General features: G+C 60.0%; 10 protein-coding genes. All 10 read right to left on the bottom strand.

Annotated elements, in window-relative coordinates:
• Positions 1-63: 63 nt before the first annotated feature.
• On the bottom strand, positions 64-825 hold the full coding sequence (locus BOP96_RS09165) for a pentapeptide repeat-containing protein (RefSeq protein WP_175562982.1): 762 nt from the start codon (positions 823-825) through the stop codon (positions 64-66).
• On the bottom strand, positions 822-5204 hold the full coding sequence (locus BOP96_RS09160) for an RHS repeat-associated core domain-containing protein (protein ID WP_073452504.1): 4383 nt from the start codon (positions 5202-5204) through the stop codon (positions 822-824). Before BOP96_RS09160 ends, BOP96_RS09165 begins: the two co-directional genes overlap by 4 nt.
• A 14-nt stretch (positions 5205-5218) precedes the next feature.
• Positions 5219-5653 (bottom strand): DcrB-related protein, encoded by a 435-nt coding sequence (locus BOP96_RS09155; RefSeq protein ID WP_014720504.1) that lies wholly within the window; start codon positions 5651-5653, stop codon positions 5219-5221.
• A 15-nt stretch (positions 5654-5668) separates the two neighbouring features.
• Positions 5669-7615: a type VI secretion system Vgr family protein gene (locus BOP96_RS09150; protein WP_020302839.1), complete on the bottom strand. Its 1947-nt coding sequence runs from the start codon at positions 7613-7615 to the stop codon at positions 5669-5671.
• A gap of 156 nt (positions 7616-7771) precedes the next feature.
• Positions 7772-10432 (bottom strand): type VI secretion system ATPase TssH, encoded by a 2661-nt coding sequence (tssH, locus tag BOP96_RS09145; protein WP_073452502.1) that lies wholly within the window; start codon positions 10430-10432, stop codon positions 7772-7774.
• Positions 10425-11468 carry a type VI secretion system baseplate subunit TssG gene (gene tssG / locus BOP96_RS09140; RefSeq protein WP_014720501.1) on the bottom strand — a complete coding sequence of 348 codons (1044 nt, stop codon included), beginning with the start codon at positions 11466-11468 and terminating at the stop codon, positions 10425-10427. The genes tssH and tssG overlap by 8 nt, the downstream gene beginning before the upstream one ends.
• On the bottom strand, positions 11432-13291 hold the full coding sequence (tssF, locus tag BOP96_RS09135; RefSeq protein WP_020302842.1) for a type VI secretion system baseplate subunit TssF: 1860 nt from the start codon (positions 13289-13291) through the stop codon (positions 11432-11434). The genes tssG and tssF overlap by 37 nt, the downstream gene beginning before the upstream one ends.
• The gene (gene tssE, locus BOP96_RS09130) at positions 13288-13803 is read right to left on the bottom strand and encodes a type VI secretion system baseplate subunit TssE (protein ID WP_003195563.1); all 516 of its coding nucleotides are present in this window, start codon (positions 13801-13803) and stop codon (positions 13288-13290) included. Before tssE ends, tssF begins: the two co-directional genes overlap by 4 nt.
• A 72-nt stretch (positions 13804-13875) precedes the next feature.
• The gene (locus tag BOP96_RS09125; RefSeq protein WP_003195562.1) at positions 13876-14364 is read right to left on the bottom strand and encodes an Hcp family type VI secretion system effector; all 489 of its coding nucleotides are present in this window, start codon (positions 14362-14364) and stop codon (positions 13876-13878) included.
• Positions 14365-14519: 155 nt separating this feature from the next.
• Positions 14520-16016, bottom strand: a complete 1497-nt coding sequence (gene tssC / locus BOP96_RS09120) for a type VI secretion system contractile sheath large subunit (RefSeq protein ID WP_003195559.1) — start codon at positions 16014-16016, stop codon at positions 14520-14522.
• Position 16017: the final 1 nt, after the last annotated feature.

The raw sequence follows: 16017 nt of genomic DNA, 5'->3' as shown, positions 1-16017 counted from the left end.
CGTCCTGTCATTAATTTTGGCTCCGATCATCAGAACTTTTAATTCAGGATTGCCCCTCTGTTTTTAAGTGCCCTGAAGAAACTCGATAAATTGTTTGGTGAATTCCGGCCCTTCGTACTCTTCAAGATTCTTGATATTGAAGAGTGCGCCTCGTTGCGTTGTGAGCTTTTGCAGACGGCGTTTCAATAACTTATTGATCGGGTTTTCTGGCTCAGAGATAATCAATGCGAGCGCTTTGCGGGCGCGAACAGACACGTCTTTGAAAAAAATGTGCTGGGGATCTGCAGGGGGAATGATCTGCTCAAGATCACAGTCTGTAAACGTTACCCAATCCAGTTTGCACAATTCAAAATCAACAAGAAGGGGGGTGTTGGGCGGTTCGGATATGAAACTTACCTCTTGTAATTTTCCCGAAAACTTGAGGTTTTTTATTTTGCTGGCATTGAACGAGTTGTCAATGATCTTGCACTGGGTAAATATGCAGTTGCTGAATTCGCAATCTTTCAAAGACGCTTCTCGAAAGTTGCACTTTATGAAAGTGCAGTTCTCGAATTTGCTGTTGCTGAAGCCTGAAGCCTGAAAGTCAACCGTCTTGAAGTGACAATGGGCTAATAAGGTCTTATTGAAAAATCTTGAACCGGAAAAATCAGTTTTCTCAAAGCTGCAGCTTTCCAATATACACTGATCGAAAATCGGATCGGAGAGCTTCGCATCTTTTAATTTACAATCGATAACACGTTCTTTTTCAAAACGCGTTTTTTTAGGTAACACAAGCCCGTCTTGCTGTATGCCTGACAGTACGAATGATGGCATTTTGTCATTCACCATAATATTCCTTCATAACCATTGCCCCAGTCCCCATAACGCCGCTGATGCGTGCCTCTTTTCCAATCAGCCTTAGTCGTGAGGTCCCACCAGGTTTTAGTTTTAGTTTCATACACATCGGGAAGACGCTGCCCTGATTTCGATACCTCCAGGTGTCCCAATGATGGATCATTTTTTACTCTGGTTTTGAAGTTTGCATCAATTCTCTGCCCTACATACCTGCGATAGCGAGAACGTGCTTGTCCGAGATCGCCTCTATCATAGGCTCGTTTCACCGCTGCTCTTTGCCTCGGGGTCAATGACCTTTGGGGGTTACTGTAGACAGCCTTCTTCGCTGCATTGGCATGCGCTTGAAGCTTAGCAGTGGTTGAGCCGCACGGTGCCCATCCCAACGGATCGATCCATCCCGAGGGGTTAGGAGAATACTGATAAAGGTTAAAACCTCCTGCTAGCCCGACAGGGTCCGGCGTTGTAAAACGCCCCACGTCGGGATCATAAAACCGGAATGTATTAAAATGCAGCCCCGTCTCCCGATCCAGATACTGCCCTTGGAATCGTAGATTTTGCTCTTCAATGTAATGTGGCTCCCGCACCTCTTCCAAGGTATTGCCCCACACCTGATAAGTCGCACGCCAGGTAATTTGCCCATCGGCCTCGGTCAGTCGCTCCGGCAGTCCGTTAAGATCATTGTGGTAGTAGCGGGTTTTTTGCAGTGGGCCGATGCCGTCAATCCTGGCCAGGGGCACGTAGCTTTCACCTTCGTATAGATACAGACTGGTCTGGCTGTGTTTGAACTCCTGCAACAGACGTAAACCATCCCAGGTGAAACTCGTCTGGCCCAACGGGCGGCCATTGTAATCATGCTCGGTTTTTTCGATCCGCCGCCCTAGGGGGTCATAGGTCATCCTGACCACGTGGCCGCTCTCATTTCGCACTTCAACCAGCCGGCTTTCCGCATCGTAGGCAAAGCGCTGCAAGCCACGAGCAGAGCTGCGTTTTTCGATCATTCTTCCTAAAGCATCATAGGCATACCGTATGTCTTGATAGACGAGCAGGCGATTATGTCGTATGAGACCACCTTGATTTGGGCGGTCCAGCAGATTGGCCGCAGCGTCATAGGCGTATGTTTCGGTCCGGCCAACTTGGTGGCTTAAAAGGATTCGGTCGGTGCTGTCGTAACCCAGATGTTCTTGATGATCATGTTGGTGGTTTATACGACGTCGCCCGATCAGGTTGTCACTGGGGTCGAAGCTATAGTCCGTCTCGACCAGGGGAGGCAACTGCCAAGGCTGGTCAATGCTGCGACGCTGTCGTGAGCGAACCCTGCCACTTCGGTCGTATGCGGTACTCGTTTTGAGTTGGCCCTGGGTACGCTGTACTTCGCGATGCAAGCGATCACGCTCAAAGTCGCTGATGACTTTTCCATCGATGTTCAACTGATGCAGGTGGCCGCTACCGTAGTACAGCCTGTTCAACCATCGACCGTCGGGCAAGCCGGTTTGAACCAGGTTTCCCAGCTCGTCGTAACGATGCTGCACAGACCCTGCCGAGCTTTGCTCCTCAAGCAGTTGCCCCAGCGCGTCATAGCTGAAACCGAGTAGCTGCTGGCGGCCATCAAGGGCGGTGAAGGTGACACCGACCAACTGGTCGTTCAGGTCGTGTTCATAGACCGTGGTGCCGTCCGCGGTGGTTTTACTGACCAGGCGGCCAACAGGATCGCGCTGAAACTGGTGCGACAACGGCGCTACCGGCTCGCCCTCTGTTCCCGGTAGATAGTCCACGGCAACAATATCGTCCAGTGAATCGTAGGTGTAGCAGCGTCGGCTTTGATCCAGATCCTGCTGCTGCACCATGCGGTCGGCTGCGTCCCACTCAAAGCGATAGCTCTCGCCATTCTCGTTGGTCAGCTTGCGGAGTCGTCCGTAGGCATCATGATCGAACATCACCGAACGGTTATGCGCATCCCGGCGTTGTTTGACCAAGCCACGAACGTCATAGTCATAGCGTGTGGTGCTGCCGGCAGGGTCAACGTGGGCAGTCAGATAACCATTTGCGCTGCGCTGGAACAGTTCGACGCGGCCATCTGGAAGCTGGCATTCCAGTAGTAGCCCCTGAGGACCGTACCGATAGCGCACCGATTCACCCTCGGCATTGGTCTGCACCACCAAATTGCCGAAGGCGTCGTACTGATAGCGAGTGGGATAACCCGAGCAGTCCACTTCTTCGACCAGTTGGCTCCATTCGTTCCAATGCAATGTTCTGGTTTTTTCGGTCGCATCGATGATGCGTACCGGCTGGCCGAAACCGTCATAGACATAGCGCGTACGGTTGCCCAGGGGGTTGATTTCCTCGATGCAGTTACCACGCTGGTCGTAGCGATAATGCCAGCTGTGGCCCGCAGCATCGGTTTCCACCTCGGGCAATGCCCAATGCGCCAGCCACTGCGTGCTGCTGGTTCTGGACAGTGGATCGATGACGGCGCTCAGGTTGCCGCACGCGTCATAGTTGAAACGCCACTGGCCGTTTTGCGGGTCAATCGCACCGAGCAGTTGGCGATCTTCGCTCCATTCAAACTGCCACGTATGGCCGAGGTTATCGATGTAGCGAGTGATCTGGAACTGCGGATTCCAATGCCGAGTGCTGACGCGCCTCAACCCGTCGGTGACGCGCGTAATGCCCGCATCCAAGTCGTAGTCGAAGGTGTATTCATCACCCGCATCTGTCCAGTGCCGACTGACGCGCCATTCCGAGCCGTCTGGTCCAGGTACTTGAGCCCATTGGTAGAAGCAGCGCATGCCACTCGGCAATCGGTGCACGGTCATGCGCCTGCCGCTGTCGTAGGCAAAGCTGCGAAGGGTCGTGCCCTGGGCGTCCAAGACTTCGGCAAGATCGCCGTTGCTGTCATAGCGATAGCTGACGAGCACGTCGCAGCGCCCATCGAAATGGTCTTGGCGCAGGTAACGGCGTTCGATATGGCTTACACGCCCAGGATGCTCTGCGGTGTAGCTTAGGTCGACGTGCATCAAGTCATGGGTGTCGCGCAGGCGGCACAGCCGTCCTTGGGCATCGTAATCAAGGAAGATCCGCCCTTCATTGCGATCACCTAGCAGTTGCAGACGCATTCGAGAGTGGTTCTGCGGGTCGAGTTCGAACAGCCGATACAGGCCGTCGGTACTCTCGATCAAGACCGCTGCGTCACCACTGCGCCTGACCGCAAGACCTTCGACTGGGTCGAATGCTCCGCCGGACGCAGGGATGTAACCGATCTCCAAGCGCCTTCCCTGTTCATCGATATAAAACAAGTTTTCGTCTTTATCGATCTCGACCGATACCTCATAGGCAACGCTCCAGCCCGCCCCAAAGAGACCGTCGGTCCGTGCGTCGAGGCTGCTGTAGAAACGCTGCCAATCGATGGGAAACAGCCCAGGAAGCACGAAATCCAGTTCATCCTCATCACCTAGAATCTTAGCGCCGGTCGCACTGTGCACGGGGTTGGGGGAGCCGTTCATGGCGCTCTTGAGCGCAGAGGTTATTTTGCTGGTGCCATAGGAGACTCCAGCCCCTACCACCACACTGCCGAACAGGCAGGGCAGTTTGCTCCAAAAGCACTTCACATTGCCGCGTAGCATCAACAAGGCAGTAATCGCCAGCCCCACCCCCGGCGTTTTCCCGCTACGAATCTCCTGCACCACAATGGTCTCACCACCAATGCGCACATCCGGCGAAATCAGGCCCTCAGCCGTCCCAATCTTGGCGTCACAGGTACTGCGATCACCGCTGCGTGCCGCAGGCTGCCCGTTGATGAACACCGAGCTGGAACCTTCGGCAATAAACTGCAGGGGCATGGGCGGATGCTTGTTGCACACCACGGTGTCCAGCGGGCACGGCTCGGTGCCGGGGGCGGGCGAGGCGACGGTCGGGCGCCACATCTGCGAGAAAAACTCCCCGGCCATATCCAGGAAGCTCGGCGCTGCCGGCTCGCTGGGCGCGACCGGTACAGCCGTCATCTTGCCTGCGGCGCGGGCGGCCTTTTTGCCATTGATGAACACGTTGTGCGAACCGCTGGTGATGAAGGCATCGATCACCGGCGGGAACACCCAGTTGGCGGCGGACTCGCACCAACTGGATATCTTCAAGTCCGCCCCCGTGAGGCCAGCGGTAATACCGACGACCGCGCCCACCACCAACACCAGGGCTACACCGCCGGTGGCGATGGTTGCACCCGTCGCGAGGAACACCGCCCCGGCAACGGCCAGGCAGCCCACGGTGGTGAGCGCCGCATAGGCGGCCACTTCCAGCACGCCGCCGAGAATATCGGCCATCACCGAGGTGTGCAGCAGTGCGTCGCCTTCGCGGGCCGCCCAAAGATCCTCACTCATTGCTCAGACTCGACTCAGGGCGTGGCGAGGAAGTGGAGTGTGTTTTTCAGCGTTGCCCAGTGTGCCGCTTCGGCAGGGCCCAGGGGCTGGGTCTTGACGTAGCTCAGGGCAATCAGATTGCGGGTGCCAGGTATCTGCATCGCCAGCTGATACTGGTAAATGTTGTCGCTGCCTTTGTTGAAGTGGTTCTGCACTTCAAACGCATCGATGTCCTGCGCTGGGCCGACCTTGACCGCTTGTGCAGGGCTATAGCGCAGATCTTTGACCTGCTGCTCGAGTTTTTTCAGCTGGCCTTCAAAATTGCTTTGCAGGCTTTCGCCGTCCGCCAACGGGCTGCGGCTCACCACCAGGGTGGTGCCCAGCTTGGCGAACTTGAGGATATTGATGGAGGTGTCCTGTACCTCGGCGTCGGGAAGGGTGAATTGGGCTTCGTTGATCAGATAGTTCATGGTGACAAAATCTCGTTATTGACCAGCACCGGGCTTACCGGGGAATTTTGACTCGACGGCGGACTTGATCGTGCTTTGCACGCCCTGGGCACCCGGCGAAGTGCCTTTGTCGCTGCCCAGGTTGATGTCCAGCTTGCCCTTCGTCTGGATCTTGCTGCTGCCGGTGGAAAACAGGTTGAACGAGCCACAGGTCAGGTTGATGTCGCCGCCAGCCTTGAGCTCAATCACGCTGTCGCCGCACACCAGGCGAAGACTCTCGCCGGCCTCGATGGTGTAACTCGTGGCGGCGCTGTCGGACTTGGCACCGCCCACGATCACCGTGTCGTTATTGCGCACAACCCGCAGGCGGTTACTGCCAATGGTCACCGTCTCGTTATGCCCAATATTCTTGTTGCGGTCATGCCCCACCGAGTGGCTTTCATCCACCTCCACCACGATGTCCTGGTTACGCTCGGCATGGATATACAACTGCTCCAAGCCCTTCTTGTCCTCCATGCGGATTTCATTGAAGTTGGCCGGCGTGCCGCCTTTGCTGGAGCGACTTTTCATGCCGCTCTGGGTGGCGTTCTCCGGCAAGTCGTAGGGCACCGTCTGCTCAGCGTTGTACACCCGCCCGGTGATGATCGGTCGGTCGGGGTCGCCTTCGAGGAAGCTGACGATCACCTCTTGGCCGATGCGCGGAATCTGCATCGAGCCCCAGTTCTTGCCGGCCCAGGATTGCGACACACGAATCCAGCACGAGCTGTTCTCGTTGGATTGGTCATGGCGGTCCCAGTAGAAATGCACCTTCACGCGGCCGTACTGGTCGGTCCAGATTTCCTCGCCCTTGGGGCCTACCACCAAGGCGGTCTGCGGGCCTTTGACGATGGGGCGGTGAGTATTGGCCAGCGGGCGGAAACTCTGTTGGGCGTCGATGCAGGTCAGGCTGCTTTCAAACTGCGCCGAGCCTGAACCGCCACCGCTTTCCAGGCTTTCTTGCACGATGAAGTAGCGGCAACCGACGATCAGGTACTCGCGGTTCTGGTCCTGGCGACTGAAACCGGTGAGGCTGAACAGATGGCCCGAGCCCAGCCCGCGCGCATTGCCGCTGAACTCAATCTGTTCATGCAGGGTTTGCAGGGCCTCGATGCGGGTGCGCGCATAGTGTTCGCCGTCGGCGCTTTGCACGTAGGTACCGGGGTAGTCGTACAGCGGGTAGTCGCCGGCGGTGTGCGGGCGCGGCATGGCCGAGCGCACGTCGATGCTCGCGCTGGGGCGCTGGAAGTCGTAGTCGTTCAGCTCCAGCGAGCCCGGCTGCACCTCCTGCGCCAGGTGCCAATTGTGCATATGGTCGCGCTCGCGCTGCTGCTCGTCCTTGGGGTAGTAGGGGATCGACGCGTAGCCGGGCACGCTGGTGTGGGCGCCATAGGCGTCGGCCAGCACCAGCACATGGCGGTCCTGTTCATGGCGGAAGAAGTAGTAGATGCCTTCCTGTTCCATCAGTCGGCTGACGAAATCGAAGCTGGTCTCGCGGTACTGCACGCAGTACTCCCACTCGCGATACGGCCGGCTGAGGGTGTCTTCAAAGTCGGAAAAACCCAGGTCACGGAACACCTGCTTGATGATCTGCGGGATGCTCAGGTTCTGGAAAATCCGGCAGTCGGAGGTGCGGCTGAGCAACCACAGCCAAGGGCGCAGGGTGACTTGGTAACTGGCGAACTGGCCTTTGTCGATGTTCTGGCTGCACCGCGCAACGATCCCGTGGAAATGCCGCTCGCCGCCGTCCGCCAGTTGCAGGCCGACGCTCATCGGTTTACCCAGCAATTGGTTCAGGTCGATGTTGGCGTCCAGGGACGTCAGTTGCAGCTCATAGTTGAACAGCCGGCCCAACTCTTCACCGCCGCCCATTTCGTTGAGCAGCAGCACATCCGGCCCGAGGGGGCTGTTGATCTTGGCCAGGCGTGAGGCTTGGTTGAATAGCATCGGTAGTCCCGTAAATACCGTCATCACTGACGGAACCGGATCAACTGTGGGAGCTGGCTTGCCTGCGATAGCGGTGGATCAGTCAACATCAATGCTGAATGTCAGACCGCTATCGCAGGCAAGCCAGCTCCCACACTGACCGTATTCCAACAATAGTTATTCGGTGTCGCTGAAGTCGTAGTGCAGTTCATTATCCCGACTACTGATCCGCACCCCCGCCAGTGCCTTGCCTTCCAACATGCGCGTCAGAAATTCCCGGCTCATGTCCGGCAGCAGGCTGTTGGTCAGGATGGTGTCGATCATGCGCCCGCCGCTTTCGGTCTCGGTGCAGCGCGAGACGATCAGGTCGACCACTGCGTCGTCATACTCGAACGCGACTTTGTGGGTGTTCTCCACACGCTTCTTGATGCGGTTCAGTTGCAGGCGCGTGATCGCTTTGAGCATCTCATCGCTCAGCGGGTAGTACGGGATGGTCACCAGGCGACCGAGCAAGGCCGGTGGGAAAATCTCCAGCAGAGGCTGGCGCAGGGCCTTGGCGATTTCCTCGGGCTCGGGGATGTTCGCCGGGTCCTTGCAGACGTGGGAGATCAGCTCGGTACCGGCGTTGGTGGTCAGCAGGATCAGGGTGTTCTTGAAGTCGATCACCCGGCCCTCGCCGTCCTCCATCACGCCCTTGTCGAACACCTGGAAGAAGATCTCATGCACGTCCGGGTGAGCTTTCTCCACCTCATCGAGCAGCACCACGCTGTAGGGTTTGCGCCGTACCGCTTCGGTCAGCACACCGCCTTCGCCGTAGCCGATATAGCCCGGTGGCGCGCCCTTGAGGGTGGACACGGTGTGGGCTTCCTGGAACTCGCTCATGTTGATGGTGATGACGTTCTGCTCACCGCCATACATGGCTTCGGCCAGGGCCAGGGCGGTTTCGGTCTTGCCCACACCCGAGGTGCCGGCCAGCATGAACACGCCAATCGGCTTGCTCGGGTTGTCGAGGCCGGCGCGGGAGGTCTGGATGCGCTTGGCGATCATCTGCAGGGCATGGTCCTGGCCGATGATGCGTTTCTTCAAGTGTTGGTCGAGGTTGAGCACAGTCTCCAGCTCATTGCGCGCCATGCGGCCCACCGGGATGCCGGTCCAGTCGGCGACCACCGAGGCCACGGCCTGATAATCCACGGTCGGCAGGATCAACGGGGTTTCGCCTTGCAGGGCGGTGAGGCGCTGTTGCAGGTCGACCAATTGCGCACGCAACTCATCGTTGCCGCTGTCCACCACACCGGCTTTCTCGCGCAAGGTTGCGCGGGTGGCGAGCAGTTCATCCACCAAGGCTTTCTCTTCAGCCCAGCGGCTTTCCAGCGTGGCCAGACGCTCACGCTCGGCGGTCAGCAGCGCTTCGCTATTGGTTTGACGCGCACCAATGGCAATGCCGATCGCATGCTCACGGGCGATGATTTGCAACTCGGTTTCCAGGGCCTCGATACGGCGACGGCTGTCGTCCACTTCCGCGGGTACCGCGTGCAGGCTGATGGCGACGCGGGCGCAGGCGGTGTCCAGCAGGCTTACGGATTTGTCCGGCAACTGGCGCGCCGGAATGTAGCGGTGGGAGAGCTTCACTGAGGCTTCCAGAGCTTCGTCGAGGATCTGCACCTGATGGTGTTTTTCCATGGTGGAAGCCACGCCGTGCATCATCAGCAGGGCCTTGTCTTCCGACGGCTCGGCAACCTGCACCACTTGGAAGCGGCGGGTCAGGGCCGGGTCTTTCTCGATGTGCTTTTTGTACTCGGCCCAGGTGGTGGCAGCCACGGTACGCAAGGTGCCACGGGCCAGGGCAGGCTTGAGCAGGTTGGCTGCGTCACCGGTGCCGGCAGCGCCACCGGCACCCACCAGGGTATGGGCTTCGTCGATAAACAGGATGATCGGCTTGGGCGAGGCCTGCACGTCTTCGATGACCTGGCGCAGGCGCTGTTCGAACTCGCCTTTCATGCTGGCGCCGGCTTGCAGCAAGCCCACGTCGAGGCTGCGCAGCTCCACGTCTTTCAAGGCGGGCGGCACGTCACCGGCGACGATGCGCAGGGCGAAACCTTCGACCACGGCGGTCTTGCCCACCCCGGCTTCACCGGTAAGGATCGGGTTGTTCTGGCGCCGACGCATGAGGATGTCCACCAGTTGTCGGATCTCCTCGTCACGGCCCACGATTGGGTCGAGCTTGCCGCTGCGGGCCTGTTCGGTCAGGTCCACAGTGAAACGCTTGAGCGCTTCCTGCTTGCCCATCGCGCTGGGCGCCATGGCACCGCTGGCCTCGCCTGGCACACCGGCATTGAAACCGTCGCTGGCGCTCAAGGCATTTTCCGGCGAGTCACCGACGTATTCGTCAAAGCGCTCGCTCAAGGCCTCGGCCTTGATCTTGTCGAACTCGCCGGACAGGCCCAGCAGCGCATGGCGCAGGCTCGGTGTCTTCAAGATGCCCAGCACCAGATAACCGGTGCGCACCTGGCTTTCGCCAAACATCAGGCTGCCATACACCCAGCCGCGTTCCACGGCTTCTTCCACATGGGAGGACAGGTCGGTGATCGACGTCGAGCCACGCGGCAGGCGATCTAGGGCTTCGGTGAGGTCGCGGGCCAGGCGCGCCGGCTCCACGTTGAACTGACGGATGATGCGGTGCAGGTCCGAGTCCTGCAGTTGCAGCAACTGGTGAAACCAGTGGGCCAGTTCCACATACGGATTGCCCCGTAATTTGCAGAACACGGTGGCGGCTTCGATGGCTTTGTAGGCCACGCTGTTGAGTTTGCCGAACAGTGCGGCGCGACTGATTTCACCCATGCTCTGGATTCCTTGAGGTGGTGGCGTGGTCGGCGTAATGCCGGGCCAGGATTAGGTCGTTGGCGTCATGCGCAGGTTGGCCGAGCCAGGTGTTGAAGCCCAGGCGGAACTGGCCGTTGAGTTGCAGCGCCGGTACTTCGGGTTGTTGCAAAACCAGGTTCAAGTCCCAGTCCAATTCATGGCCCAGGTACTCGGCCACCCACGCCACCAGCTCGTTGAACGGCTGTTGGCCGGGCAGCATGCCCATGTAGTTATCCAGCGTGAGCGGGCCCAGGCGGATGCGGAATTTGTGCTGGCGGTCCCATACGTGGCTGCCCAGGCAGAAGTCCACGCCCAACTGGTTGGCGCTGACCCCCACGCGGCTGCGTTCGGGCAGTTCAAGCCATTGGCCGACGTATTCCTCGATCTCTACCGGCAGGCCGAAGTACTCGCCCAGGATCGCTTTCAAGCCATCCGGGTAGCGGGTTTGCGCCGACAGATGGCCGCTGTAATGCAGCTTCGCGGTATCGGGGATCAGCCCTTGATTGAGCAGGCTCGGCATCCCGCGGCCACTCAGGGCGGCGAGGCGGGCGGACCAGTAGTCATCGTCCGGGCGGTCATGGCTGACCGTTGGCCGCGCCTCGGCCCAGGCCCGATAGAACAGGGTCAGCAGGCGATGGTGGAATACATCCAGGAACTGCTTGCTGGTGCTGTCGGCGTTGTTGCGTTGGCGCTCGCGCACGTACTCGGTGATGTGCAGCGGCAGCGGCCCGTTGGGGCCGCCGAGGCCGAAGAAGAACTGCTCCAACCGCGCCGGCTTGCCGTCGCCACCGGGGGCGACCGAGGCGAGGGTGGCGGGTGCGAAGGTGCAATCGGCCTGCTGCCCCAGGCGCAGCGGATCATCGGCCAGGCGCAGGGAATGGCCCAGGCGTGGCAGCTCGGGCGTTTCGCACTCGATGCGCCGCAATGCCTGGAAGAAGTCATATTCCCAGGGCTCCTGGTGCATCGCGTCCAGGGTTCTCACAGGGTCGGACGCCGTCCGGGCTTGGCTTTCCATCGCATGATCTCGCCGCGTTCGGTGGTACGGATCACCGTCTCGGTAAAGCTGTTGATCGACACGTAGCGTGCCAGGAAGCGCTCCAGCACTGCACCGAGCAGGAACACGCCGGTGCCGCGAAACGCGTTTTCGTCGAACTCCAGGGTGATTTCCAGGCCGCGGCCAAACACAATCGGGCCAGGCATCGGCAGGCGTCGGGTCACCGCCTTGCTGCTGACTTCGCGCAGGCCTTCGATCTGCAATTGCAGGGCGGCGTCATTGCTGTCGCCGTACAGGCGCAGCAATTCGCGCAAGGCGCCGGCGCCCTGGCCCTGTTCGCTCAAGGAGAGGTAGTTGAGCGACAACTGGCTGATCAGGCGCCAGGCCTTGGCGTCATGTGCGTGGCTGGCACGCGGGCGGCTTGGCCCGGCGACGCACCGCACGGCCAGTACCGGCGCGCTGTCGGCCAGGGTGAAGTCGGTCTTGCCGTTGCCCACGCTCATGAACAGCGGCAGGTCCCGGTTGGTGCACAGCGCCGTCACGCCCAGTTGGCGCAGGTCATGGCGATACGGCGCCTGGCGGCTGTCCACCAGGCTGACGAAGGTTTCACTGCCTACATAAGTGGAGCGTGGGCCATTGCGGCGTTGGTCGCTGGACAGCACCCGTGGCTCGCGGCGCACGCTGTAATACGCCTGGTCGCGGCCATAGCGCGACGGATCGCGCACCGCATAGAACGGCAAGAACGGCTGCTCCGGTCCGGTGCCATGGCCGGTAATGCCGCTCAAGGAGTGAATCTCGAAATCCATCGGCCGCGTACGGTCGGCGATCACATGGTGTTCATTGACCCGGTCGGACAAGTGGATGCGGTCCACGCGCTTGGGGAACAGGTTGATGGCGGGCGTGCAGAACGGCAAGAACTGCGCCGCGCCGACACTGCCTTCCAGGCTCGGTTCGTGGCGGTCGAACAACACGATCAGTTCCAGCTCCTGGCCGTCACACCGCTTGACCGCGCGTCTCAACTCGGCGAACTCAACGAACAGGAAGCGATGGGGCAGGGCGAAGTACTCCTGCAACAGGCGATAGCCCTGGAACGCCCGTGCCACCACCGGCATGGCCGCATCGGCATCATCGAACCCCCGCGAGCGCAACGCGCCCTGGGGCAGGCGCTCGACCCAATCGCCACCGGGCTGACGCGCAAACACCGCGCAGGCATTGCCCAGCAGTTGTTCGTAGAGGCGAAACGGTTGTTCATCAGCGCCGCTCAGGTACAGCGGCAAGGTATCCAGGTCGAGGCTGTTGAACGGCAGCTCGGCACCGGTGCGCAGGGTCAGGCGCAGGCCCGCCTTGGCTTTCGGTTCGCTGGCGGCCAGGCGTCCGAGCACGGCGGCGGGGTTGCCGAAATATTCGGCGTTGCTGACCTGCAACGGCCACAGCGTCACCGGGTGCGCGGTGCGGTACTCGCAGCAGGTCTGGGTTTCACGGCCCAGGGCGGCACGCAGCACCGTGTCCCGGGGCAGCGGGAAACCGCCGGCCAGGGAGCCTTCATCGGGGTCGGTCTGCAATTGCACTACGGTCATCGACGGCGTCGGTGCCAAGTAGTGCGGGTAGGCGATTTCCAGCAAGTTGTGGGTGAAGGTCGGGTACTCGGCGTCGAGCTTGAGCTGCACGCGGGCGGTGAGATAGGCGAAGCCTTCAAGCAAACGTTCGACGTACGGGTCGGCGCAGTCCATGCCGGACAGGGTCAGCCGACTGGCGATCTTCGGGTATTCCTTGGCGAACTCGGCGGCGCTTTCGCGCACGTGGTGCAGTTCCTGGTTGTACAGCTCCAGCAGGCGCGGATTCATGGGCGTCTCCGCTGGTCGGCATTGAGCACGCGCACATGGCCGGACTCCAGGTCCACGTCGGTCTGCAACAGCAAACGCAACGGCACCGGCTGTGCCCACAGGTCGCCTTCAATCTCGAAACTCAGGGCGTTGTGATTCATCTCGCCATGGCCCATGCGCGCCTTGACCCGCAATGTGTGGCGCAAAATACGCGGCTCGAAAGTGGCGATGGCCTGGTAAATCAAGGCTTCTAGGGCTTTGATATCGACGCTCGACGCGCTGTTGCCCGCCAGTGCTGGCAGGCCGTAATTGACCACCGAAGTGCCGGCCGGGGTGTGCAGCGTGGCATCGGTATCGAGTAACGAGGTGGTGTTAAGCAACCACGCCAGGTCACGCAGCACCGAGGCCTTCAATTGGGTCAGGGACAGCACGCGTTTGTCGGCGCTTTCCTTGGGGTTGGTCGGGTCGTCGTCGGTCAACCGGTCCAGCAGGGACGGTTGCAGACGGTCGCGGGAAGCGATTTCAGTTACCACCAAAGCAGCTCCACGGACGGGTTGCGAGAGGGACACAATGGCCGTGGCACCGGGCCACGGCCACAAGGGCTATCAGCGTTTGGTGTTGGAGCGGATGTTCCAGCCAAACTTGATGGCGCCGCCGTCTTTGGTGCCGTCGGCTTTCTGCGGCTGGTAGTCGACCATCACTTGGGCGAAGTTCAGGGTGACGTTTTCGGTCAGGCGATCATCGCTGCCCGAACCGCCGGTGCTCAAGGAGGTGACCAGCACTTCTTCCAGGTTGATCACCATGTACTCGACCTGGCTCTCGCCACCGGCCTTGCGCACGGTCAGCTTGACCTTGTCGATGTGCTTGCCGCTGGCGCAGTGCATCATCAGGTTGGGCGAAGCCTTGTCGACGTACTTGGTCAGCGACAGGTCCTGGATATTCACCTTGCCCGCGCCACCGCCACCGCCGACGTGCATGTTGCCGGACTGGGACATGCCCCAGCTCCAGTTCAACACATCGATTTCGTCCTTGTGGGCCTTGTCCATGGACTCGCCCTTGATGTCGCCGATCTTGATGAAAATATCAACAGCCATGTTTTCTCCCTGTGTGGCCCATGCCACTTGATTGGGTGATCGTTCCCACGCTCTGCGTGGTAACGCATCCTGTGACGCTACGCGTCACCGGGGCGCAGAGCGTCCCGGGCGGCATTCCCACGCGGAGCGTGGGAACGAGCTAGCTCAACCGTTACTTATGCGCTTTTTGCCGAGGGCAGCTTCGATACCAGGCGCAACGACACCGTCAGCCCTTCAAGCTGATAGTGCGGGCGCAGGTAGAACTTGGAGTTGTAATACCCCGGGTTGCCTTCGACTTCTTCCACGATCACTTCGGCCGCCGCCAACGGGTGCTGGGCCTTGGTGGTTTCGGTGGAGTGCGCCGGGTCGCCGTCGACGTAGTTGAGGATCCAGTCCTGCAACCAGCGCTGCATTTCGTCCTTCTCTTTGAAGGAGCCGACCTTGTCGCGCACGATGCACTTCAAGTAGTGGGCGAAACGGCAGGTGGCGAACAGGTACGGCAGGCGTGCGGCCAGGTTGGCGTTGGCGGTGGCGTCCGGGTCGTCGTATTCGGCAGGCTTTTGCAGCGACTGGGCGCCAATGAACGCGGCGAAGTCGGTGTTTTTCTTGTGCAGCAGCGGCATGAAACCGTTCTTCGCCAGTTCCGCTTCACGGCGGTCACTGATGGCGATTTCGGTCGGGCACTTCATGTCCACGCCACCGTCATCGGTAGGGAACGTGTGGGCCGGCAGGTTTTCCACTTCACCACCAGACTCGATACCGCGGATGCGCGAGCACCAGCCGTAGTGCTTGAACGAACGGTTGATGTTCACTGCCATGGCGTAGGCGGCGTTGGCCCAGGTGTACTTGGAGCTGTCGGCGCCGTCGGTGTTTTCTTCGAAGGCGAAGGCTTCTACCGGGTCGGTCTTGGCGCCGTACGGCAGGCGTGCCAGGAAGCGCGGCATGGTCAGGCCGATGTAGCGCGAATCTTCCGATTCACGCAGCGAGCGCCAGCCGGCGTATTCCGGGGTGGTGAAGATCTTGGTCAGGTCGCGTGGGTTCGACAGTTCCTGCCACGAACCCATGCCCATCACGGTCGGCGAGGCCGCAGCGATGAAAGGCGAGTGCATGGCGGCGCAGACTTTTGACAGCTCGCCCAGCAGTTCCACGTCGGGCGGCGACTGGTCGAAGTAGTAGTCACCCACCAGGCAGCCGTAAGGTTCGCCACCGAACTGGCCGTATTCTTCTTCGTACATCTTCTTGAAGATCGGGCTCTGGTCCCACGCGGTGCCCTTGAATTTCTTCAGGGTCTTGTGCAGGTCTGGCTTGGAGATGTTGAGCACGCGAATCTTCAGTTGCTCATCGCTCTCGGTGTTATTGACCAGGTAATGCAGGCCACGCCAGGCGCTTTCCAGTTGTTGGAAATCCTGGTGGTGGATGATCTGGTTGACCTGGGCGGTGAGCTTGGCGTCGATGGCGGCGATGATCGATTCGATCGACTTGATCGCGTCGTTGGACACCAGGTCGGTTTGCGCCAGGGCCTGTTCAGCCAGGGTGCGCACCGCGGTTTCAACGGCTTCGCGGGCACGCTCGGTCTTGGGCTTGAATTCTTGCAGCAGCAGGTTCGCGAACTCGCTGGCTTCTTCGGTGGTACCCAGGATCTGGCTGCCTTCGCGGGCGGTATTGTCCGTCATG

Origin of the sequence: Pseudomonas sp. FSL W5-0203 (assembly GCF_001896155.1) — a bacterium.
Taxonomy (GTDB): Bacteria; Pseudomonadota; Gammaproteobacteria; order Pseudomonadales; family Pseudomonadaceae; genus Aquipseudomonas; species Aquipseudomonas paracarnis.
The sequence above is the reverse complement of the archived record's forward strand: the minus strand, read 5'-3'. Positions and strand labels throughout refer to the sequence as shown.